Source organism: Moraxella sp. FZLJ2109 (assembly GCF_024296965.1).
Lineage (GTDB): Bacteria > Pseudomonadota > Gammaproteobacteria > Pseudomonadales > Moraxellaceae > Moraxella.
Window position 1 is genome coordinate 1,997,564 of record NZ_CP101112.1, and the last position, 22,409, is coordinate 2,019,972.

At 45.4% G+C, this 22,409-nt stretch carries 18 protein-coding genes and 2 tRNA genes; 3 read left to right on the forward strand and 17 right to left on the reverse strand.

The window, feature by feature from the left end; genetic code table 11:
- Positions 1-212 precede the first annotated feature (212 nt).
- Positions 213-1,430, forward strand: a complete 1,218-nt coding sequence (gene ppk2 / locus NKU06_RS09485) for a polyphosphate kinase 2 (protein WP_254730389.1) — start codon at positions 213-215, stop codon at positions 1,428-1,430.
- 114 nt (positions 1,431-1,544) lie between these two features.
- Here the strand turns inward: ppk2 and nrdA are convergent, their stop codons facing one another.
- The 15 genes from nrdA to NKU06_RS09560 all read right to left on the reverse strand — a co-directional run bounded on the left by nrdA (position 1,545) and on the right by NKU06_RS09560 (position 16,822).
- A complete protein-coding gene (gene nrdA, locus NKU06_RS09490; RefSeq protein WP_254730393.1) occupies positions 1,545-3,821 on the reverse strand; it encodes a class 1a ribonucleoside-diphosphate reductase subunit alpha in 2,277 nt (758 codons plus the stop codon).
- A 459-nt stretch (positions 3,822-4,280) separates the two neighbouring features.
- Positions 4,281-5,255 (reverse strand): 23S rRNA pseudouridine(2605) synthase RluB, encoded by a 975-nt coding sequence (rluB, locus tag NKU06_RS09495; protein WP_254730395.1) that lies wholly within the window; start codon positions 5,253-5,255, stop codon positions 4,281-4,283.
- Positions 5,256-5,411: 156 nt separating this feature from the next.
- The gene (locus NKU06_RS09500; RefSeq protein WP_254730398.1) at positions 5,412-6,212 is read right to left on the reverse strand and encodes a Sir2 family NAD-dependent protein deacetylase; all 801 of its coding nucleotides are present in this window, start codon (positions 6,210-6,212) and stop codon (positions 5,412-5,414) included.
- Positions 6,213-6,439: 227 nt separating this feature from the next.
- A complete protein-coding gene (gene scpB, locus NKU06_RS09505) occupies positions 6,440-7,006 on the reverse strand; it encodes an SMC-Scp complex subunit ScpB (protein WP_254730400.1) in 567 nt (188 codons plus the stop codon).
- Positions 7,007-7,014: 8 nt separating this feature from the next.
- Positions 7,015-7,911, reverse strand: coding sequence for a ScpA family protein (locus tag NKU06_RS09510; RefSeq protein WP_254730402.1), 897 nt, complete (start codon positions 7,909-7,911; stop codon positions 7,015-7,017).
- 1 nt (position 7,912) lies between these two features.
- Positions 7,913-8,971 carry a tryptophan--tRNA ligase gene (gene trpS, locus NKU06_RS09515; RefSeq protein WP_254730404.1) on the reverse strand — a complete coding sequence of 353 codons (1,059 nt, stop codon included), beginning with the start codon at positions 8,969-8,971 and terminating at the stop codon, positions 7,913-7,915.
- Between the two features lie 49 nt (positions 8,972-9,020).
- Entirely contained in the window at positions 9,021-9,848 is an 828-nt protein-coding gene (trpC, locus tag NKU06_RS09520; RefSeq protein WP_254732051.1) for an indole-3-glycerol phosphate synthase TrpC, read from the reverse strand.
- A gap of 32 nt (positions 9,849-9,880) precedes the next feature.
- Positions 9,881-10,969, reverse strand: a complete 1,089-nt coding sequence (gene trpD, locus NKU06_RS09525) for an anthranilate phosphoribosyltransferase (protein WP_254730407.1) — start codon at positions 10,967-10,969, stop codon at positions 9,881-9,883.
- A gap of 24 nt (positions 10,970-10,993) precedes the next feature.
- Positions 10,994-11,617, reverse strand: a complete 624-nt coding sequence (locus NKU06_RS09530; RefSeq protein WP_253223466.1) for an aminodeoxychorismate/anthranilate synthase component II — start codon at positions 11,615-11,617, stop codon at positions 10,994-10,996.
- 232 nt (positions 11,618-11,849) lie between these two features.
- Positions 11,850-12,752, reverse strand: a complete 903-nt coding sequence (locus NKU06_RS09535; RefSeq protein ID WP_254730410.1) for a glycosyltransferase family A protein — start codon at positions 12,750-12,752, stop codon at positions 11,850-11,852.
- Positions 12,753-12,812: 60 nt separating this feature from the next.
- Positions 12,813-13,724, reverse strand: coding sequence for a bestrophin family protein (locus tag NKU06_RS09540; RefSeq protein ID WP_254730413.1), 912 nt, complete (start codon positions 13,722-13,724; stop codon positions 12,813-12,815).
- Positions 13,725-13,799: 75 nt separating this feature from the next.
- Positions 13,800-15,035, reverse strand: a complete 1,236-nt coding sequence (gene alr, locus NKU06_RS09545) for an alanine racemase (RefSeq protein WP_254730419.1) — start codon at positions 15,033-15,035, stop codon at positions 13,800-13,802.
- Between the two features lie 230 nt (positions 15,036-15,265).
- Complete coding sequence (gene alr / locus NKU06_RS09550) at positions 15,266-16,513, reverse strand: alanine racemase (RefSeq protein WP_253223470.1); 1,248 nt, start codon at positions 16,511-16,513, stop codon at positions 15,266-15,268.
- Positions 16,514-16,665: 152 nt separating this feature from the next.
- A tRNA-Asp gene (locus tag NKU06_RS09555) sits at positions 16,666-16,742 on the reverse strand.
- A 4-nt stretch (positions 16,743-16,746) separates the two neighbouring features.
- Positions 16,747-16,822, reverse strand: a tRNA-Val gene (locus tag NKU06_RS09560).
- 507 nt (positions 16,823-17,329) lie between these two features.
- On the opposite strand from NKU06_RS09560, the gene mnmG reads away from it, so the two are divergent.
- Together mnmG and NKU06_RS09570 are read left to right on the forward strand one after the other, a co-directional pair.
- Positions 17,330-19,231 (forward strand): tRNA uridine-5-carboxymethylaminomethyl(34) synthesis enzyme MnmG, encoded by a 1,902-nt coding sequence (mnmG, locus tag NKU06_RS09565; RefSeq protein WP_254730421.1) that lies wholly within the window; start codon positions 17,330-17,332, stop codon positions 19,229-19,231.
- Between the two features lie 200 nt (positions 19,232-19,431).
- Complete coding sequence (locus NKU06_RS09570) at positions 19,432-20,388, forward strand: AEC family transporter (protein WP_254730424.1); 957 nt, start codon at positions 19,432-19,434, stop codon at positions 20,386-20,388.
- 166 nt (positions 20,389-20,554) lie between these two features.
- Here NKU06_RS09570 and NKU06_RS09575 read toward each other — a convergent pair whose 3' ends face one another.
- Together NKU06_RS09575 and NKU06_RS09580 are read right to left on the reverse strand one after the other, a co-directional pair.
- Positions 20,555-21,769 (reverse strand): glycosyltransferase, encoded by a 1,215-nt coding sequence (locus NKU06_RS09575; protein ID WP_254730427.1) that lies wholly within the window; start codon positions 21,767-21,769, stop codon positions 20,555-20,557.
- A gap of 11 nt (positions 21,770-21,780) precedes the next feature.
- Positions 21,781-22,266, reverse strand: a complete 486-nt coding sequence (locus tag NKU06_RS09580) for a peroxiredoxin (RefSeq protein WP_254730430.1) — start codon at positions 22,264-22,266, stop codon at positions 21,781-21,783.
- Between the last annotated feature and the right edge of the window lie 143 nt (positions 22,267-22,409).

Genomic DNA, 22,409 nt, shown 5'->3' on the forward strand with positions numbered 1-22,409 from the left:
CGCACAATATGTTCACCATCAATGGTACGGTGAATTGGATGGTATTTATCGCATAAAATTGATTCAAATCATGGTTGATTAGCGGTTTTTATCGTGGTACTATACTAATAGGATTTATTAAGTGATTTGAAACTTTCGCTGATGGTCATGGCTGTGATGGCATAGACTTTGGCGTACTGATGTTTTTTTTATTTTTTTAACTAGGAGAGAGTATGGCTACGAACACCACCACCAAAACTTCAACAGCAAGCACAGATGCTGAAGCAAAAAAATCATCAGTGATCAAGGCTGACACCGTAAGTACGCAAACGACCAAAGCTGAAGCAGTGACTAAGCCAAAAACCACCAAGGCAGCTACCAAAACAACCAGCGCGCGTGGCAAAAAAGCCGCAGCAAAAGCAGTGATGCCAAATACCGTCAGTCAAGTCGAAGAGCTGATCGAGCACGCTACCCCAGAAGAGTTGGTGGAACTGGGTCAAACGCTGAGCGAATATCTGCCAGTGGCACAAGTTGCAAGCCAAGTGCGCACCGATAAATCACGCGATACGCAGCTGTCGGACAACTGGCGTGAAGGTGGCTATCCGTACAAATATCGCCTAAGCCGCAAAAATTATGAAGCGCAAAAATACAAGCTACAGATCGAACTACTAAAATTACAACACCACATCAAAGCCACTGGTCAAAAATTGGTCATCATCTTTGAAGGTCGTGATGCAGCAGGTAAGGGCGGTACGATCAAGCGCTTTATGGAGCATCTCAATCCGCGTGGCGCGCGTGTCGTTGCACTGGAGAAACCAACCGATCAAGAACGCGGTCAATGGTATTTCCAACGCTATGTGCAGCATTTACCAACAGCAGGCGAGATTGTGCTGTTTGACCGTTCGTGGTACAACCGTGCAGTTGTTGAGCGCGTGATGGGCTTTTGTACCGATGAAGAATATCGCATCTTTATGCACCAAGTGCCTGAGTTTGAGAAGCATTTGGTCGAGTCGGGCATTCATTTGGTGAAATTCTGGTTCTCAGTCACGCGTGAAGAGCAAAAAGCACGCTTTGCCAGCCGTGAGAACGACCCATTGAAACAGTGGAAGCTATCACCAGTGGATAAAGCATCTCTGAACAAATGGGATGATTATACTTTGGCGAAAGAAGCGATGTTCTTTAACACTGACACCGCTGAAGCGCCTTGGATTGTGATCAAATCAGACTGCAAAAAACGTGCGCGTCTGAACGCCATGCGTTATGTGCTGAACAAGCTGAACTATGAAAACAAGGATTCAGCACAAATCGGCAATATCGATCCATTGATCGTCGGCCGTGCCGGTGCGCTGTATGAGATGGATGAGCACACAAATCTGACCGTCGTCTCAACCAAGCCAAAACCAGCAGCAAAACGCGCTGCGGCAAAAACACCAGTCTTGCCAAAGAAATAAGCATTTGTAATTGATGTAAACAACAAAAACCGCAGTGTGATACTGCGGTTTTTGTTTGGATGGTGAAAGATAGAATTTAACTTAAAAAGCCATACCGTCAGTATGATTTACCAATCACAACTTACAAGCCCCACCAGCGCAGCCATCATCCAAGTCGCCTTGGGCATCATCTGCACCATCACGGGTGTTGTGGTAATACAAGGTTTTGACACCAAATTTATAAGCGGTCAATAGGTCTTGAATCAAGACTTTCATTGGTACTTTATTGCCTTCAAATTTGGCAGGGTCATAGTTGGTGTTCGCTGAGATGGACTGGTCAATGAACTTTTGCATGATACCCACAAGGCGTAGATAGCCGTTATTGTCAGGGATATTCCACAGTAGCTCATACTGAGATGCCAAGCGTTCAATCTCAGGCACGACTTGTTTTAAGATGCCATCTTTACTTGCTTTGACCGACACCAAACCACGAGGTGGCTCAATACCATTGGTCGCATTGGCAATCTGCGAGCTGGTTTCTGATGGCATCAAGGCTGATAGGGTGGAGTTTCTAAGACCATAGGTCATGATGTCGCTACGCAAACCTTCCCAGTCTAGATGCAGTGGTTCGGCACAGATGCTATCAAGGTCTTTTTTGTAAGTATCAATTGGTAAGATACCTTTGCTATAGGTTGTCTCATGGAACCATGGGCAAGCACCTTGCTCTTTGGCAAGTTTGTTTGATGCTTTTAATAGGTAATATTGCAACGCTTCAAAGGTGCGATGCGTCAGACCTAATGCCGCTGCATCCGAATAGCGAGTACCATTTTTGGCAAGATAGTAGGCATAGTTGATGACGCCCACACCAAGGGTACGGCGGTTCATGCTGCCTTTTTTGGCGGCGATGACTGGATAATCTTGATAATCAAGCAGAGCGTCTAATGCACGCACAATCAGCTCGGCAGGCTCTTCGATGTCGGATAGATTCTCAATTTTGCCAAGGTTAATCGCTGATAGTGTGCATAGAGCGATTTCGCCTTTTTCATCATTGATATTGTCAAGCGGTGCGGTTGGTAGAGCAATTTCCATGCATAGATTTGATTGGCGAATCGGTGCGATGCTTGAGTCAAATGGGCTGTGCGTATTGCAGTGATCGACATTTTGGATATAGATACGACCAGTGCTGGCACGCTCTTGTAGCATGAGACTAAACAAATCTCTGGCAGCGACTTTACGCTTGCGGATGCTGTCATCAGCTTCATACAGTGTATAGAGTCGCTCAAATTCGTCTTGATCAGCAAAGAATGCTTCATACAGCCCCGGCACATCTGATGGTGAGAAGAGGGTGATTTCTGTACCTTTGATTAAGCGAGTGTACATGGTTTTATTCAGCTGTACGCCATAATCCATGTGGCGAACACGGTTGTCTTCAACACCACGGTTGTTCTTCAGTACAAGTAAGCTTTCGACTTCTAAGTGCCATAGCGGATAAAATAGGGTGGCCGCTCCGCCACGCACGCCGCCTTGCGAGCAGGATTTGACCGCTGCTTGGAACATTTTGAAAAATGGAATACAGCCAGTATGTTGTGCTTCACCACCACGGATAGGACTGCCGAGTGCACGGATGGCGCCGGCATTGATACCGATACCAGCACGCTGCGAGACATAGCGGACGATGGCTGATGTGGTGGCATTGATGCTGTCAAGGTTGTCCCCGCATTCAATCAGCACGCATGAGCTGAACTGGCGAGTCGGCGTACGCACACCTGCCATGATGGGTGTTGGTAGCGAGATATAAAAATTAGAAGTCGCATCATAAAAACGCTTGATATAGTCCAGTCGCTCTGCCTTATCATAAGCGGCAAATAGGCACATCCCGACCAAGATGTACAAAAACTGCGGACTTTCAAATACTTGCTTGGTCACACGGTCTTGTACCAAATACTTACCCATCATCTGCTCAACGGCAGCATAGGCAAGGTTCATATCACGGCTATGGTCGATATAGTCGTTCAGCTCATTAAACTCATCAACGCTATAATCGGCCAAGATGTGCTTGTCATATTTGCCATGTTCGGTCAATTTTTGGACATGGGCATATAGATGTGGTGGCTCAAACTCACCATAGGCAATCTTACGTAAATGGAAAATTGCCAAACGAGCCGCCAAATATTGATAATCAGGCGTCTCGGCACTGATTAGGTCTGCTGCTGCTTTGATGATGGTTTCGTGAATATCACGAGTGCGAATGCCATCATAAAATTGGATATGAGATTTTAGCTCAACTTGAGAAACGGATACATTGTCCAAACCTTCTGCTGCCCAGTTGATCACCCGATGAATTTTTTCAAGGTCAATAAGCTCTAAGCGTCCATCTCGCTTGGTCACTTTGATTTTGTCAATATGTGTCATAGCAAATTCCGCCTATCTATTGTCATTCAACTTGGGGTTTGATCTAAAAAATCTTTGATTTTGATGAGATTTTCGCAATGTTTATATCGATCACTACATATAGTATTTATACTATATGTAGTGATCGGATTTAATAATGGCACAATATAGACTAAAAATTTTTAAATTTCAAGACTTGAAAATCGTACTTTTCTATGATTTTTCATTTTATGACTGGTTGAGCTAATAATATCAAGGTGTTAGCAAATGATATTTTTTCAAAGTTTTTTGTAACTGAATCTCTAATGGTTTTGTTGTTTTATGCTACATAAATTTTCTATTAAATGGATTGTATGTTTTGGTCAAAATTCATACAGATTGTTGTATGATAATGAAATATGTGTATCAATAAAAAGGGCAAATTGCCATCACAATTTTCCCTAGTATAGTTTAATAAAACTAATTAAATTTACCAGTTTTTTATACTTTAACAAACTTTGCCGTCTTAAAAGATGGCGTCTTTTGAGATGGACGACGATCTTGGCGTTCTTGACGGCGTTCGTATTCTTCATGCTTTTTGCGACGCACTTCGCGAGATTTGAGCGGCTTTTTATGGATACGCGCTTGTTTTTCTTTGGCGGCGGTATTTAGACCTGTGCCTTGACGCTGACGCAGACCGACAGATTCGACCAATTTGCCGATTTCTTTGGCGTCAAGTTCGATAAAGCGACCAGTGCGTAGCTCTTTTGGTAAAATCATCGTGCCATAACGGGTGCGAATCAAGCGAGAGACCTTCAGGGTTTGGCTTTCGAACATACGACGCACTTCACGCTTGCGGCCTTCTTTGATGGTGACATGATACCATTTATTGACACCTGTACCGCCGCCTTCCTTGATGTCGTCAAATTTGGCAAAGCCGTCTTCAAGCTCGACACCTGCGGTCAGCGCGCTGGCGATTTGTGGGGTGACTTCGCCTAGGACACGCACGGCATATTCACGCACGACTTGGCTGGATGGATGCATCAAGCGGTGAGCCAGTTCGCCATCATTGGTGAATAACAGTAGCCCTGATGAGTTGATATCTAGGCGACCAACCATCACCCAGCGATCGCCGGTGAGCTTTGGCAGGCGGTCAAACACCGTTGGACGACCTTCAGGATCACTGACAGAGCAGATTTCCCCTTCAGGCTTATAATAGGCAAGCACACGGCGGCGTTTTTCACGCTCGGCTTTTAGGCGGACAGGGCGACCATCGACACGGATTTCATCGGTCAAGCTGGCTCGATCACCCAGTGTAGCAACCTTGCCATTGATGGAGATACGGCCAGCTTTGATGATTTCTTCAAGACCACGGCGAGAGCCAAGACCGATGCGAGCTAGAAGTTTTTGTAGCTTTTCACCGACAGGTTTGCCGTCGATGCTGTCTGTGATGTCGGGGGTAAATTGTTCAGTCATGATAAATTTCCTGATAAGTGGATAATAACATTTCGCAATGTGAAAAGGATTAATTATATCGGATTTGGGTAAGTGGTGCAAAGACTTTTGAGTATGGATTTGTAATTTAGATGGGTTTTTAATCACAAACCTCATGTGCCGAGTCTTTGCCCAAACTCACCCAATAAGCGATTGCCAAATCATCTCAACACCTGATTTTGCACCCATAGGCAGGCTGATACCACCACGAGTAGGCAGGGCATGATCTCGTGGATTGATGCGAATCAGATTGGGGGCGTAACGCTCACCAAAACGCCGTACGGTCGGTATCGCAGTCCCTGCACCCATTTCGATAACTACAGGGTTTTGATGCTTGCTAAGAAATGCTTGTAGGCGAGATTCTTGCTCATCGCTACGAGCGCTAATCCAATGCCAATCGCCAAACATCAAGATATTGGGACGAGCAAGGCTGCCACAATGCGGACAACTTGGCAACTCGCCAAGCCACAAGCATTTGTCATTGTCAATCACAGGCGTGATATCGGCAGTCCAAATCTCATCACAGCAAGGCTGTGTGCATTGCAGATGGTGAATGGAGCCGTGACATTCATAAATTCGCTCAGGGTCAAACCCTGCCTTGGCAAACTGCCCATCGACATTACTGGTAAAGACAAAGTATGGCAAATCAAGGTGTTCGGCGATTTTTAACAGATATTCAAACCCTGCGTGTGGCACGGTTTTGCGGTACAAAGCCAAGCGATGACCATAAAATCCCCAAGCCAAGCGTGGGTTTTTGGCGAAGGCTTGCGGATTGGCAATACTGGTAAAATCTATCTGCTGTCTGCCAAGCTCAGGATAGGCCTGCCACATACCGCTATTGCCCCGAAAATCAGGCAATCCAGAATCTACGCCCATGCCTGCACCTGCAGTGATGAGTAGGCAGTCGGCAGAGTGTAGCAAAGTTTTAATTTGTTGCATGGCTGTCCTTATTGATCACAAATGTCCATAGTAATTAAACACAAAGCTTAGCAGTTTTTTGTGTGATAAGCTGAATTATAAGTAAAAATCAACGGGTGGGCAAGCTTTGGGCGGATTACCATCTTGCACACTTGCACGGTTTATCAATTTGATTTGGTATACCGAGCGGTGATTGCTTATTGTGCTGTGTGCTCAGCACCTTAGCGATTTACGCCAGTTGAAAAAGGCTAATTTGATCGCACGTTTAATCTTTCTAAATCAGGCAATGGCGGCAGCTCATCAAGGCTATTTAGCCCAAATGCATCCAAAAACGCCTTGGTGGTATGCAGTAGTGCAGGGCGACCCAAGGTGTCCTTATGACCGTTTTCGACAATCCAGCCCTTATCAAACAGTTGGCGTAAAATATGGCTAGACACCGTCACTCCACGCACCTGCTCGATATCTGAGCGAGTGACAGGCTGTTTATAAGCGATGACGCTTAAGGTCTCAAGCAGTGCTTGACTGAGACTCTCTAGGCGTTCGGGGAAAACCTGCTGAATCAGTCCGCTGTAGTTGTCTTTGATTTGCAGACGATAGCCACTGGCAGTTTTGTTCAGTGTCAATACGCCATGACTTAGGCGCTCTTGAAGTACTGCTAAGGCATCATTTAATTCTTTATTGCCAATCATCAAGTGCTTTTTTAGCTCACTGTCAGTCAGTGGTGATTCGCTAGCGTGTAGCAAAACTTCAATATATCGGCTGAAAGTCTCGGCTTTTTGATGTGTCTTTAAAAATTCGGGAGTATGATTAGACATGATGACCCTTAGTGTAACCAATGCAAGCTTTGGGCAGTAACATCACGCCCATAATTATGACTGATAGTTTTTTTGGATTTGTTGGATTTGGTGGCGGATTTTAGGCTGGCATCATCTTCGATCAGCTCAATCTCAGGCGTATCAAAGCCAATAAAGCCACGTTTGATCAGCTCAAGTATCGCGACAAAACTCACCACAATGCCAATTTTACCTTGGGAGACATCAATCAATTCGCTGAATTTCGCCACGCCTTTTTCGCTCAGCACGCGCGTAATGCTCGCGATACGCTCAGGCAGCTGCACGGGATCTGCCTTGACCGTGTGCATACTGACATCAGGGCGGATTTGCATATTAACAAGGCTATTGACCAGAATCTGCGGCGAATAATTAGGCAGTTCCCGCTGCATGGCTTCGGTGCTTGGGAAGCTGGCATATGCCAAAAATACATCACGCTCAAGGCGCATCAGCTGATCAAGCCGTTCGGTGGCAGTTTTGATCTGTGCGTATTCTTCTAATCGCTGAATTAAGCGTGCTTTTGGACTGGCTTCATCATCGCTGATCCCATGCTGTGGTAGCAGTAGCTCGGATTTGATGGCGATTAGCGTACTTGCCATCAAGAGATAATCACCAGCAAGCTCAAAATACTCTTCATCCAAGTCATTGATATAGCTAAGATATTGCTCAGTAATGGGTAAAATGGCAGTTTCGGTTAAGTCAAAGTTATTTTTCTTGACCAAATACAACAAAAAATCCAAAGGACCAGCAAATTGCTCAAGCCAAATGGCAAATGCTTGCGGTGGAATGTATAAATCTTCAGGCAGGCTCAGCACAGGCGTGTCATAAATACGCACACCTGTGTCGGTTTGAGTCTGCTCTTCTGATGTTAATGGTTGGCTTTCGCTCATATTATTTAAGCTTGGCTAATGGCTTGATGCCGATGGCACGGCGTGTCTTATCAAGCTGTTTTTGGGCTTGGCGGCGTGCTTTGATGGCACCCATTTGTAGAATTTCTTCAAGCTCTTTTGGGTTATTCATCAGCTCAAGGTAGCGAGCGCGGTAGGGAGCAATTTCGCTGTTGATTTTATTAAATAAAATCTCTTTGGCATCACCCCAGCCGATACCACGGCGATATTGCTCAGCCAGTGCATTGATTTCATCCTCTGTTGCAAACGCTTTATAAATCTCAAAAATCGTGCAGTTGTCAGGGTCTTTTGGTTCTTCGGGCAGCTGCGAGTTGGTGACAATCTGCATGATGGCTTTTTTGAGTGCTTTTTCGGGGTCAATCTGTGGATTGCCATCGCCAAATAGCGGAATGGTGTTGCCATAGCTTTTTGACATCTTGCGACCATCCAGCCCTGTTAATAGTGGCGTATTTTCATCGACGACAGCACTTGGTTCGGTGAATAATGGCTTGTATTTAAAATTAAAAGTACCTGCAATATCACGAGCCATCTCAATATGCTGAATCTGGTCTTTGCCTACAGGTACATGAGTGGCGTTGAACATCAAAATATCTGCTGACATTAATACAGGATAGCTAAACAATCCCATGCTGATACCGTAATCAGGGTCGGTGTCTTCTTTGGACAGATTGGCATCGACGGCGGCTTTGTAGGCGTGGGCGCGGTTCATTAAGCCCTTGGCGCATGAGCAGTTGAGCACCCAAGCAAGCTCAGGAATCTCAGGAATATCTGACTGGCGATAAAAGGTGACTTTTTCAGGATCAAGACCGCAAGCAATCCAAGTCGCTGCAATGGCTCTGGTTGAGCGGTGAATCTCTTCAGGATCAAAGCATTTGATGATGCCATGATAATCCGCCAAAAAGAAAAAAGCATCACCATCACCTGCATCAATGGCAGCGTTGGCAGATGCGATGGCAGGGCGGATTGAGCCGACATAGTTACCTAGGTGTGGAATGCCTGTGGTGGTGATACCTGTTAAAATGCGTTTTTTTTGTTCGCTCATGAGATAATCCAATAGTATAATCTATAAATAAAATTTAACAATAACCGACTTAGATAGTGCTTAGCAGTTGGGCAAGCGCCACGCCTGCATCATCAGTTTTCATAAACTGCTCACCAATCAAGAAGTGATGAATGCCATTGGCTTGCATCAAATGAATGTCATCAGCATCGTTCAGACCGCTTTCGCTGACAACTAAAGCATCATCACCAAGTGCGGCAAATAATTGCTGACTTAGGCGAATGCTATGCTCAAGATCCACTTGAAAGGTGTTGAGATCTCGGTTATTGATGCCATAGATGTTGTGCGATGATTTTGGTAGGTGTAGTGCTCGCTCCAGCTCATCTTGGGTGTGAATCTCAATCAAGACATCCAGCCCCAAATCAGTCGCTGTCTTGTGCAGATGGTGCACGGTGTCGTCATCTAGGCACGCCATGATGAGCAAAATGCAATCAGCACCGATGGCGGCAGATTCGATGATTTGATACTCATCGACCATAAAATCTTTACGCAGAACAGGCAAGCTCACCGCAGAGCGAGCAGCGATCAGATAGTCATCATGACCTTGGAAATAATCACGATCGGTGAGTACTGATAGGCAGGTAGCACCGGCTTTTTCATAGCCTGTGGCGGCGATGACAGGATCAAAGTTTTGGCAGATAATCCCCTTTGATGGCGATGCTTTTTTGACTTCGCTGATGATGCCGATTTGACCTTTGGTGGTGTCAATGCGACGCAATGCGTTGGCAAAGCCCCGCGGTTTATGGGATTTTGCACGCTCAAGCAGATCATCTTGGCTGATCTTGGCTTTGGCAGCGGTGATTTCATCAAACTTGGTGGCAACGATTTTTTGTAAGATGCTTGGTGTATTGGTCATGATAGTTCTTAATTTTATTGAATAATGTCATCAAGTTAGCTTTGGGTAAAAGCAGCAAATTCACTTAATTTTTGCCATGCTTTGCCGCTTTGTAGGGTGGCAAGGGCGATTTGTACGCCATCTTTGTGTGTCGGTGCAAGCCCTGCGACATAGATGGCGGCACCAGCATTGATGGCGATCATTTCACGGGCTTTTTGGATAGTGGCGTCAGCTTCACCTGCTTGTAGTGCCTGTTTGATGAGCGCAAGGCTTTCGGCAGATGATGCTACTTGTAAGCCATGCAGGGTCTTGGATGCGATACCGAGATCTTCGGGATTGCAGTCATAGACATGCACCTGACCGTCTTTGAGCTCAGCGACACGGGTTGGTGATGCTAGGCTAAATTCATCCAAGCCATCGGCAGAATGCACCACTAGCACATGATGCAGTCCAAGTTTTTCAAAGACATATGCCAACGGCTCACACAGCTCTGGACTAAACACACCAATGACTGCTCGCTTGACATGAGCAGGGTTGGTCAGCGGGCCTAGGATATTAAAAATCGTGCGTACCTTGAGTAGGCGGCGCACACCGATGGCATGACGCATGGCAGGGTGATGGTTGGGTGCAAATAAAAATCCGATGCCGATTTCGTCGATGGCTTGGCGAGTCTTATCGATGGCGATATCAAGCTTGACACCAGCTTGGGTGAGTACATCTGATGAGCCTGAAGTGGTGGAAACGCCACGGTTGCCATGCTTGGCGATGGTCACGCCTGCTGCTGCTGCCACAAAGGCGGACGCCGTTGAGACATTGAATAGATTTGAGCCATCACCTCCTGTGCCGACGATGTCCACGGCATTGGCATCACAGATACTGATGGTGTCAGCCAGCTCAAGCATGGTCTTAGCGCAGGTGCTGATCTCGCTGATGGATTCGCCTTTTTCACGCAGAGCGATGAGCAGTGCACCCATCAAAGCATCAGGGCAACGACCTTGCATGATGATGAGCATCACTTCACGCATATGCTCATCGGTTAGATCGATGTGCTTGAGGAGCTTGGCAAGTGCATCGGTCAAGATGGCATGGATGGCATCGTCAGGCAAATTGGCGATGTCGCTTGGGCTTTTTTGTGCGGTTGTCATGATATATCCTTAGGTTTTGATGAGTTAAGCAACTTGTGGCAGCTTGTCATCGTCCAGCACAGCCAGTCCACAGCGTTTCAAAAAATTATTAAACAGCTGATAACCATGCTCACTCAGGATGGATTCTGGGTGAAACTGCACACCCTCGACATCCAGCGTCTTATGGCGTACACCCATAATTTCTTGCATACTGCCGTCATCATGAGTTGTCCATGCAGTCATCTCTAAACACTCAGGCAAAGTATTTTTATCAATCACCAGTGAATGATAGCGTGTGGCGGTGAATGGATTTGGCAAGTTTTCAAACACCCCTTGGTTGGTATGATGCATCTGTGAGAGTCTGCCATGCATCACTTCGCCAGCACGCACCACTTGACCGCCAAAGGCCTGACCGATGGCCTGATGACCAAGACAGACGCCTAAGATGGGGATTTGTCCAGAGAGTTTTTCAAGAATCTCAAGTGTCACGCCAGCTTCGGTTGGGCTGCAAGGACCAGGGCCGAGCACGATTGCTTTTGGAGCAAGCTTGATAATCTCATCCAAAGTGGTTTCGTCATTACGCCACACGGTGATGTCTTGCTTTAGTTCACCAAAATATTGAACAATATTATAAGTAAAACTGCAATAGTTGTCGATCATGAGAATCATGGAAGTTTCCTTTTATAATAGACATCACGCTTATTATCAAATATTATTAAAAAAATTACTTGAACAACAGTAAAACCATCGATAAATTGGGTTATTGTACCACTTTTTTGCTTTGGGTTAAATATAAGTGGGTGGACTTCGTAAACAAGCTGAATATACTGCACAACTAATCAGCTTAAAGTTGTACCATCAAGCTTGATGTAATTTTGCCCAATATTTCCGTAGTGTATTATTAACTATTTGACTGATTTATCACTGGGATTAATTGGTTGTTTTTGAATAATGTAGGCGTTTCCCATGGGCGATTTAATGCCGTGATCTGTTCAATAAAATCCATATAGCTTAAAAATAACTGTCTTTCAACACTGCGTTTTTCGGCTTTGGTTTTTGCAGATAAATTATCATAGATTATCTGAGGCGGTTGTACAAAATTTTTCATCAGTGTTGTGTAATTGACAGTGCGTTTGCCAGTACAAAAGCCAGTTAGATTTGGGCTGTTTAATAATGCTTGTGTGATGTTTTGATCATTGTATTTACCGTTGATCATCCAAGTATTGGCAAGATGCTGTGCTAGGTTGCGGCTAAAAGCATAGCAATTGGTATCAATCAAAGCGGTGCGGTTACTGGTCTGCACAACCGTAGAGGTGTATTTTTTGTCTTTTAATTCAAAATCTACAGTAATGACATGCTCTTTACCAAGCGTCCAAAAACCCAATGATTCCAAGTTGTCAGGTATATAAAAATCATCTTCTGCTGAATGTAGATAGCGTAGCGAATAGGCATAATGGATATCATTAGTTAAGAAAGCATTAACAAATGTTTCAACATGATCAGGTGTTACTGTATTGTCATCATCGACATAGCAGATGATATCTTCGGTCGCGATAAATGGCGCAATGGCATTGATGATGGAGTTGCACATTCCGGTCGCGCCAGTACTGACTGGCAGATAGGTGACGACAATCTCAGGATGGTCTTTGACCATTTTTTTGACTGCCCGATGATGTTTTTCGCCATCGACAAAAATATAATGCCGACAAGGGTAGCTTTGTTGTTTGATACAGTCAATGGTGTCAAGCAGTGATGCACGGCCGATGGATGAGGTGATGACGGCAACGGTTGGCGTGGTAGTCATAAGAAATTCGCATAATAAAAATTTAGAAATATTTTAATAAAATTTATCATCCAAATCAAGCTAAGAATAATTATAATACTGATCAGCTCGCCAAGCATCAGGCAGTGGCTTATCCATGAGTGATAAAGTCTCACGCTCGATCAAGCGTACGATGGTATCTAGTGGCAAATTATGATCATCATTGCCAAATGGCTCTTCTAATTGTTGGCTTAGTTCATCCAATCCAAGGAGTAGATACGATAAAAATCCCACCAACAGCGGCGTCCAAATCCCCATCACCGACTCAAGACCAAACGGTAAAATCCAACAAAAACAATACACCGCGCGATGCAACAGCACTGAATACGGAAACGGTAAAGGCGTGCTCAAAATGCGATCGCAGCCCGCCTGAATGCCGCCCATCTCGATTAGATGCTTATGAATGCTGGTATAAATGATGTCGCTGATTTGTCCTTGATTGACGGCATCGATCAGCTGTTTTTGCATGGCTTCAAGCACTTTTTGTGGTGCATTAAAATGCGTATCTAGGGCATCAAGGCGCGTATTATCGATCGCTTGATAGGTAAACTGGGCGCGTGTAATTTTTTGTTGGCGCAAGCGATCACGCAATAGGGAGACGAACAGCAGCATATCCATCAGTAGCTGCTCACGCACCGCAGGGGGTAGAAAATGCGTATCGCGCGTAAAATGGCGCGTGTTGGCGATCAGCGCCCCCCACAGCTTGCGACCTTCCCACCAGCGATCATAGCAGGCGTTGTTGCGAAATCCCAAAAAAATCGAAATCACCACGCCAAGCAGTGTAAAACCCACTGCAGGCACGCTGTGCACATGATACAAGCGAAAATGCGCCAACGCCCACGCAACCATTGACAGTGACATGATCCCGATAATCACTGGCAGCACCTTAGGTAGGACAGTGCCATGCCACACGAACAGCAGTTTGAGACTATTGGATTTATCACGGACGATCATGGGTATTACTCTTTATTGATTGACCAAAAAGCAATGAACCATTGACTTGGATCAATGGTTCATCATAAGAATGGATTATGGCTTAATTAAGCGTGGATTTGAATTGCCCCAGATGGTGTACAGATCCGCCAATAGGGCATCGTTAATCTCTTCGACTTCTGCTTGGGTAATGCGCTCATCACCTTGGCTGCCGTAGATCACCACTTCATCGTTGATTTTGACAGGGTGCTTGGCGACGATGTCGGTGACATCGACCATGGTGGTGTTCATTGAAGTCTTACCAAGTACAGGCGCGCGCATACCACCGATCAGCACGATGCCTTTATTGGTAAAGGCGCGGCGATAGCCATCAGAGTAGCCGAATGGCAAGTTGGCAAGGTATGAATCGCGCGTCAAAGTATGCGTACCATCATAGCCAACTGTCGTGCCAGCAGGATAAAACTGCACCGAAGCAACTTTGGTCTTAAAGCTCATGATCGGCTTATAAGCAGGCTTGGCATCGATGGTGTCACCATAGATCAGACCACCAGGGCGCACCATGTCAAGATGGCTTTCGGGTACGGCAATGGTTGAGAATGAGTTGGCGGTGTGTAGGGTCAGTTCCTTGCGATCAAGCTTAGCAGCTTTGATCAGCCATGCGCTTTGTTCGTTGAACTTAGCAAGGCGTTCACGGACGAAATCTTCATCTTCAAAGGCATAATGCGTCATGATGCCAGTGATCTTGAAATTTGGTAATTTGGTGATGGCGACGGCGTCTTTTTTGCCAGTTTTGGTATCAGTATCGATGCCGTTACGATCCATGCCGCCTGCGTTCAGTGCCAAGTGGAAGTTTAGCGTTTTGCCATGTTTTTTGGCGATATCGCTTAGGGTTTTGGCGTGCTCAAGGCTGCCTGTCAATTCGGTCATATTATATTCAAGCGCCGCTTCGACTTCATCACCACTGGCTAGACGCACACGCATGATGTCGCCTGTGTAGCCGTGCGCACGAGCCACGCGAGCTTCTTCATTACTTGCGATGCCGATGCATGGCACGCCAAGTTTGATGATGCTTGGCATCAACAGATCAATGCCGTTGCCATAGGCATCAGCTTTCATGATGGCGCAGATTTTTGTGCCGTCATTTAGGGTGTTTTGTAGGCGTGTGATGTTGTCTTCAAACGCTTGAACATCAATCTCAAGATACGCATTTGCCTTGCTGTGATTGGCATGGCTATAATCACCATGCGTCTGCAAAATCGGTGCTGCCTGTACCGCACTGGTAGATAGTAGTGCCGTTAGGGCGAGCGATAATAAAGTCGGTTTGGTCTTCATGATCCAGATCCTTTGGTTGTGAAAGAATTTGTTATTGTAACCAAATGCATCCGTTGAGTAAAGGGTATGTTGTATTTTTATAAGTATGAAGGTGAAAAAATTACGGATTAAGCAAAAGATTATCAATAATTTACAATCAGCTTTTGGTAACTTTAAATAAAAAATGAACCATTAATCTAGGATCGATGGTTCATAAAAGGGCTTGCCAATCAAGCTTGATTAAAGTTTGGTTATGGCTTAATCAGACGCGGATTTGAATTACCCCAAACAGAATATAAATCGGCGAGCAGTGCACCGTTTAATTCTTCAATCTCAGCTTGCGTGACTTCACTATCGCCTTGCTTACCAAAAAGTACCACTTCATCATTAATTTTCACAGGTTGTTTTGCCATGATATCAGTCACATCGACCATGGTGGTGTTCATTGAAGTTTTACCGACCACAGGCGCGCGATGCCCATTGATGAGTACATGACCTTTATTGCTAAAGATGCGACGGTAGCCATCAGAGAAGCCAAGGGGCAGGTTGGCAAGATACGAATCGCGTGTCAATTCATAAGTGCCATCATAGCCAATTTTTGTGCCTTTTGGATAAAAATGCACGGCAGCAACTTTTGATTTGAACTGCATGATTCGCTTTGATGGCAGTTCAACGCCGCCGACAGGATCGCCATACATCAAGCGACCAGGGCGCACCATATCCAAGCGGCTCTCAGGAACCAAAGCGGTAGCAAATGAATTGGCGGTATGCAGGGTTAATTTTTTGCGATCCAATTTGGCAGCTTTGATTAGCCAATCGGTTTGTTTATTGAACTGCGCCAAGCTTTCGCGAACAAATGCTTCATCTTCAAAAGCATAGTGCGTCATGATGCCTGTCATGTTCAGATTCGATAGCTTGGTGATGGCGATGGCGTCTTTTTGACCTGTTTTGTTGCTCACATCCAGACCATTTCGACCCATGCCGCCTGCATTTAGTGCCAAGTGGAAGTTGATAACTTTGCCATGTTTTTTGGCAATATTATCCAAAGTTTTGGCATGATCTAGGCTACCCACCAATTCGGTAATATCGTACGCAAGCGCAGATTCAACTTCGTCACCACTTGCGATACGAACGCGATTGATGATGCCTTGATATCCATGCGCACGCGCAACACGCGCTTCTTCGTTACTGGTGACGGCAATGCATGATACGCCCAATTTGATGACGCTTGGCATCAGCAGATCGATGCCATGACCGTATGCATCACCTTTTAGAACGGCGCAGATTTTCGTCTCTTCACCTAGGGTCTGTCTAAGATTGGTGATATTATCTTCAAAAGCCTGAACATCGATCTCAAGATAGGCATTGGTGATGGCGTGATTGGCGGCGTAGCTGTAATCGCCAAGTGTATGCAGCATCGGTGCAGCATGAGTAGTGCCAACTGAAAGCGCACCGAATAGTGCAAGAGCTAGAAAAGTAGGTTTGGTCTTCATCTTCAAGTTCCTTTTGGTTGTGAATGATTGCAACATTGTAACCAACCGAAACCAGAATGTAAATAATGATATGCTATAAATTATAAAATTTTTGACATAAAAACAAAAAATCCCAAGCCAAAGACTTGAGATTCAAAGTATCGCAATGCGATGAATAGTGGCGCAGCGGACGGGGCTCGAACCCGCGACCCCCGGCGTGACAGGCCGGTATTCTAACCAACTGAACTACCGCTGCATAGTGGTGGGTGGTAACGGGATCGAACCGCTGACCCTCTGCTTGTAAGGCAGATGCTCTACCAACTGAGCTAACCACCCTAAAATACTTATCACTTAAATTTGTGATTTGATACTGTGTCAAGGTATTGTATTTTAAGTTACTTAAACTTACACGCTTTATTTCATTGCTGTGTTCGTTCGTTGTGGTGCGTATTATATAGAAATTTTGGCAGGTGTCAAATGTTTTTCGATAAATTTTCATAAATTTCTGCATAAAGTTTATAAATCATTGATTTATATTATAATTTTATAATGATAAATTTGCATATTTTGGATAAGGTTTTGGCAAACTGAGTTTGGTTTTTGATTTTCAAATGATTAAAGTTAAGAAAAAGACACAGCTTAGCGATGATGATTTTTGATAATCGGTTTAAAAAACCAATCAATATCAAAACTTTGATCTAAATTTTATTGCAAAAAAATCTAAACCCAAGCAAAAATAACACAGCAATATTAAAAACGCTGAATTTATGCTAAAATAGTCGCCATTTTCCTTATTGACATAAATTCGCACAAATATTACAACAGATCATCTGCAGGCATACCATGAGCTATACCACAACCTACACCTTCCCAAAAAAATATGATGTCATCGTCGTCGGTGGCGGTCATGCAGGCACAGAAGCGGCATTGGCAGCGGCGCGCATGGGGGCTGCCACCATGCTGATCACGCACAATATCGAGACTTTGGGGCAGATGAGTTGCAACCCTGCTATCGGCGGTATCGGTAAGTCGCATTTGGTGCGTGAAGTGGATGCGATGGGTGGGGCGATGGCGCTGGCGACGGATAAGGCAGGCATTCAGTTTCGTGTGCTGAACAGTCGCAAAGGGGCGGCGGTGCGTGCCACGCGTGCGCAGGCTGACCGCATTTTATACAAGGCTGCCATTCGCCATGTGCTTGAAAATCAAGAAAATCTTGATCTGTTTCAGCAGCCTGTCGATGACATCATCGTCGAAAATGGTCGTGCGGTGGCGGTGGTGACAGCCACGGGTGTGCGCTTTGATACGCGAGCGGTGGTGCTGACTTCGGGGACTTTTTTGGGCGGGGTGATCCATGTCGGGCTTGAGAGCCAAAGCGGTGGACGCGCGGGGGATATGCCAGCGATTCGTTTGGCGGATCGTTTGCGCGAGCTTCAGCTGCCTGTGGGCCGTCTCAAGACAGGGACGCCTGCTCGTATCGATGCGCGCACGGTGGATTTTAGCGTGATGACTGAACAACCTGGTGATACGCCGCTGCCTGTGATGAGTTATATGGGTGATGTGTCGATGCATCCGCGCCAAATCCCGTGCTATATCACGCATACCAATGAGCGCACACATGATATTATCCGCGATAATCTTGATCGCAGTCCGATGTTCAGCGGTAAAATCGAAGGCGTCGGCCCGCGTTATTGCCCATCGATCGAAGATAAAATTCACCGCTTTGCTGATAAAGACAGTCATCAGATTTTTATTGAGCCTGAAGGCTTGACCACGCATGAGCTGTACCCAAATGGCATCTCAACGAGCCTGCCTTTTGATGTGCAAGTGGCGTTCATTCGCTCGATGAAAGGGCTTGAAAATGCACACATCACGCGCCCTGGTTATGCCATCGAGTATGATTATTTTGATCCACAGAATCTAAAGCCGACGCTTGAGACTAAGTCAATTGACTGTCTGTATTTTGCAGGGCAAATCAATGGCACGACAGGCTATGAAGAAGCAGCAGCGCAGGGCTTGCTTGCAGGTATTAACGCCGCTCGTGCCGCGCAAGATCAAGAGTTTTGGACGCCGCGCCGCGATGAAGCTTACCTTGGTGTATTGGTCGATGATCTGATCACGCACGGGACTAAAGAGCCGTATCGTATGTTCACCAGTCGTGCCGAGCATCGTCTGCTGCTGCGTGAAGATAATGCCGATCAGCGATTGACTGAGACTGCGCGTAAGCTTGGCTTGATCGATGATGCGCGCTGGGCGGCGTATTGCGAGAAGATGAATGCCATCAGTGCTGAGACTGCGCGCCTACAAGAGATTTGGGCGACGCCGAATAACGCCATTGGCAAGGCATTTATGGCAAATACTGATGAAGTATTGACCAAAGAAAATACCCTATTAGATTTGCTGAAGCGTCCAAATATCAGCTTTGGTGATATTGCAAAAGTCGCTGACAGTGCGGTGAGTAGCGAAGTCGGTGAGCAGATTGAGATCGCTGTCAAATACGCAGGCTATATCGATCGCCAAAATGATGAAATCGAGCAGATGAAGCGCCTTGAAAATACGCCATTGCCGCTTAATTTTGACTATACTGCGGTGTCGGGTTTGTCAAATGAAATCGTACAAAAATTAAGTCAAGTGCGACCAGCGACCCTAGCCCAAGCGTCGCGTATCAGTGGTGTGACGCCAGCGGCGGTAAGTCTGCTTGCCATGACGCTTAAAAAGCATAAGAAACTGCAACAATTATCCCAATAATATGGTCTATAAAATTCAAAATAATACTGCGTTGGCTTGTCTTGCTGTACTACCTGTACTATCTGCGACTCGCCGCCTAGTCTTATTTTATTTTTATACAATCATACAAACTTAGGCTGAAGAATCATTTTCAGCCTAAGTTATTTATAATGACTGTAAAACTTGATTTGTGTAAAAATATTAAAATATAGGAAATCATCATGCTTGCCGCTATCATCTTTGCCATCTCCATCACTTTGCCAAACTTGCTGTTAATGCTGCTTGGTTTTATGATGAAAAAGCAAGGTAAAGTCAACGAAGGCTTTATCCAAGTGGCGACAAATATGGTGTTTAATTATTGCTTACCTTGCTTGTTATTTTTTAGCGTATTAAAAAGTAATGTCGATATTGCTAAGCAAGTAAATCTCTTAACCGCTGGGCTTGCTTGTACTTTAACACTATTTATCTTGGCTGAAATTTATGCTAAGTTTTTTGTAGAGAAAATTGAAGATAAGGGCGTATTTGTCCAAGGAGTGTTTCGCTCAAATATGGCGATTATGTCGCTTGCGGTGGTGGCGAATGCTTATGGCGCAGATGGATTGAGTGTCGGCGCGGTGTATATGGGCATTTTGACCATTGTTTATAATATCTTGGCAGTCATCACGCTATCACGCACCGCCAAAACCGAAGGCGGCATCATGGCACAAGCCACAGGTATCATCGGACATATTATTAAAAACCCGTTGGTCATCGCGCTGGTTGCAGCCTTTGCTTATAAGGCGGTCGGGTTGCCTGCTTTGCCAAGCTTCATCATCAAAACTGGTGAGCTGCTTGGCGCGGTGGCATTACCATTGGCGCTCATCTGCGCAGGCGCAACGCTCAATCTTAAATCCATGCTGTCGCTCTCAGGCGTGTCGATGCAGGCGAGCATTGGGCGCATCATCATCGCGCCTGTTGTGGCAGTGTTGTTTGGCCTAGGCTTTGGGCTGCAAGGCGTGGAGATGGGTGTGCTGTTTTTGATGATCGCAAGTCCAGCGGCGGCGGCAAGCTATGTGATGGCAAAGGCAATGGGTGGTAATGATGTCTTGGCGGCGAATATCTTGGGCTTTACCACGGTCTTTGCAATGATTGGCATGGCAGCAGGCATGGCAGCGCTCAGGGTGCTTGGCTTGGCGTGAGGTGGGTGATTTGAAGTATAAATCATCACATTGAACACTTTGCCAAGCTTGACTTAAGATAAAAATAAAAACTGTCCCGATGGTGTGAAATGTGCCATGCGGGACAGTTTTTTCATAGATGCTAAAGTGGTTTTGTTGTCAATCAATCAAACCAAAAGTAAATCTCTCAAGACTTAGCCGTAACCGCCACCAAATTATCATGGCGATCTTTGGTGACCAGCTGACAAAATGGACAAAGTGCCTGATACACAGACAGCGTGCCTGCGACCATTTGTTCGATATTATATTCGTGCGTCATTGCAGGGCGAATCTGATTGGCAAGCTGAAATTTCACCGATTGGCATAAGGCGCGCGCGGTCTGTTCTTTGACCAAGCCTTGCGGATATAAGTCGTTTAAAATATCAGCAAATGCCCCTTTTGCCCAACCCACGACAGGCGTGCCAAGATGGATGGCTTGTAGCGCAGTCATGCCGATGCTTTCAGGATGATTGGCAAGCGCAAGCACGACATTGGCAGATGCTAGCCACTCTTTCATATCAGGCGGTGATTTCCCGACGAATGTCACGCGATCAAACAGTCCTAAGGCATGAAGTCGCTGGACGAATTCTTCATAAAATACGCATTGGTTTTGGCGTGTATTAGGATCATCATCCATGATCACTGCATGGATATTTGGGAATTTTTCTTTTAAATTACCTAAAATATCTACAAGCCACTCTTGCCCGTATTGTGATCCGACAATGGTGGGGAAAATCAGCCATTTTTTATGCTCAAGCTCAGGAAACTGCGCAAAGGTCTGATGCAGCCAATACACCGATGCATGATGGCGATAAGGATATTTGCGCAGATCGACACCGCGCGGCACACAGATTAGCGAATCTGTGATGTCAGGCAGTTTATCATTATCTTTCTTATCTTTTTTTGGTGCAAGCTTTTTACGAAAATAGGTATCAATACTTTTGGAAGAACTGATCAATTTATCTGCCTGAAATAGAGCTTTTGAGTATGAGTTTAGCGGATAAAATCCGTACAGGCTTGAGACGACTTTTGGCTGTAAGTCTTCTGGATAAGGGCGTAGCGCCCAGTGCAGTACCCATGCAGGCGTGCGTGAATGCACATGGATGATGTCGGGCTGATACTTGAGAATCAGTCGTCTGAGCGCGAAGATGTGCCGAAGTGCCCACCAGCTTTTTTTGGGCATCGGCATCTGATGATAAATCGCACCATCGCGCACCAGTCGTGTGATCAGCTCATTATCCCGATCAGCACTACCGACGATGATTGATGTGTGACCTGCCTTGATCAGCGCGCGTGAAATCGGATAAATGCCGCGCTCGGCTTCATCGTGCTTGAGTGATGATGACAGCTGCAGAACTTTCATGAATTTGTGGCTTAATTACTTAGAAATTTCAATAATTGATCAACATGTTCTTTGGCTTTGACATTGCGAAAGCTGCCAATCATCTGAGCATTTTTATCATAGACGAAAGTAGAGCGCACCACACCAAGATGGGTTTTGCCATACAGCATTTTTTCTTTGATGACATCAAAATGCTTGCACAAAACTTCATCAGGATCACTGATCAGATCGATATTTAGGGACTGTTTGGCGATAAAATTGCCATGCGATTTGACGCTGTCGCGTGACACGCCGATTACACGGTAGCCAAGTGCAGCCAATTTATCAAAATTAGCAGTAAAATCAACAGCTTGTACAGTGCAACCAGGGGTATTGTCCTTAGGATAAAAATAAATGATCAAACCCTTGTCGCTGCCTGCCATTAGGTTTGGCAGGGTGGTTTGTTGCTCGCCTTGTGTATTAACCACTGTGACGGTGAACTCTGGCAGAGTGATGGTCTCGTGACTGTTTTTTAGCATAAAAATCCTTGGGTGTAATCTATGGTTATTGCTGCTATTTTAGCAAATTTTTCTCCCAAATTCAGTTACAAAACAGCACAAAGTTTTGTAAATTTGCAAGAAATTTCTGTAAATCAAGCGACAAATACGGTAAAATAATGGGT

Coding starts and splice junctions, on each gene's coding strand:
- scpB (WP_254730400.1), bottom strand. CDS start 7,006: ATGTCTAATCATACTCCCGAATTTTTAAAGACACATCAAAAAGCCGAG.
- NKU06_RS09580 (WP_254730430.1), bottom strand. CDS start 22,266: ATGCTAAAAAACAGTCACGAGACCATCACTCTGCCAGAGTTCACCGTC.
- NKU06_RS09530 (WP_253223466.1), bottom strand. CDS start 11,617: ATGATTCTCATGATCGACAACTATTGCAGTTTTACTTATAATATTGTT.
- ppk2 (WP_254730389.1), top strand. CDS start 213: ATGGCTACGAACACCACCACCAAAACTTCAACAGCAAGCACAGATGCT.
- nrdA (WP_254730393.1), bottom strand. CDS start 3,821: ATGACACATATTGACAAAATCAAAGTGACCAAGCGAGATGGACGCTTA.
- mnmG (WP_254730421.1), top strand. CDS start 17,330: ATGAGCTATACCACAACCTACACCTTCCCAAAAAAATATGATGTCATC.
- rluB (WP_254730395.1), bottom strand. CDS start 5,255: ATGACTGAACAATTTACCCCCGACATCACAGACAGCATCGACGGCAAA.
- NKU06_RS09535 (WP_254730410.1), bottom strand. CDS start 12,752: ATGACTACCACGCCAACCGTTGCCGTCATCACCTCATCCATCGGCCGT.
- NKU06_RS09570 (WP_254730424.1), top strand. CDS start 19,432: ATGCTTGCCGCTATCATCTTTGCCATCTCCATCACTTTGCCAAACTTG.
- alr (WP_254730419.1), bottom strand. CDS start 15,035: ATGAAGACCAAACCGACTTTATTATCGCTCGCCCTAACGGCACTACTA.
- NKU06_RS09575 (WP_254730427.1), bottom strand. CDS start 21,769: ATGAAAGTTCTGCAGCTGTCATCATCACTCAAGCACGATGAAGCCGAG.
- NKU06_RS09510 (WP_254730402.1), bottom strand. CDS start 7,911: ATGAGCGAAAGCCAACCATTAACATCAGAAGAGCAGACTCAAACCGAC.
- trpS (WP_254730404.1), bottom strand. CDS start 8,971: ATGAGCGAACAAAAAAAACGCATTTTAACAGGTATCACCACCACAGGC.
- NKU06_RS09540 (WP_254730413.1), bottom strand. CDS start 13,724: ATGATCGTCCGTGATAAATCCAATAGTCTCAAACTGCTGTTCGTGTGG.
- trpD (WP_254730407.1), bottom strand. CDS start 10,969: ATGACAACCGCACAAAAAAGCCCAAGCGACATCGCCAATTTGCCTGAC.
- NKU06_RS09500 (WP_254730398.1), bottom strand. CDS start 6,212: ATGCAACAAATTAAAACTTTGCTACACTCTGCCGACTGCCTACTCATC.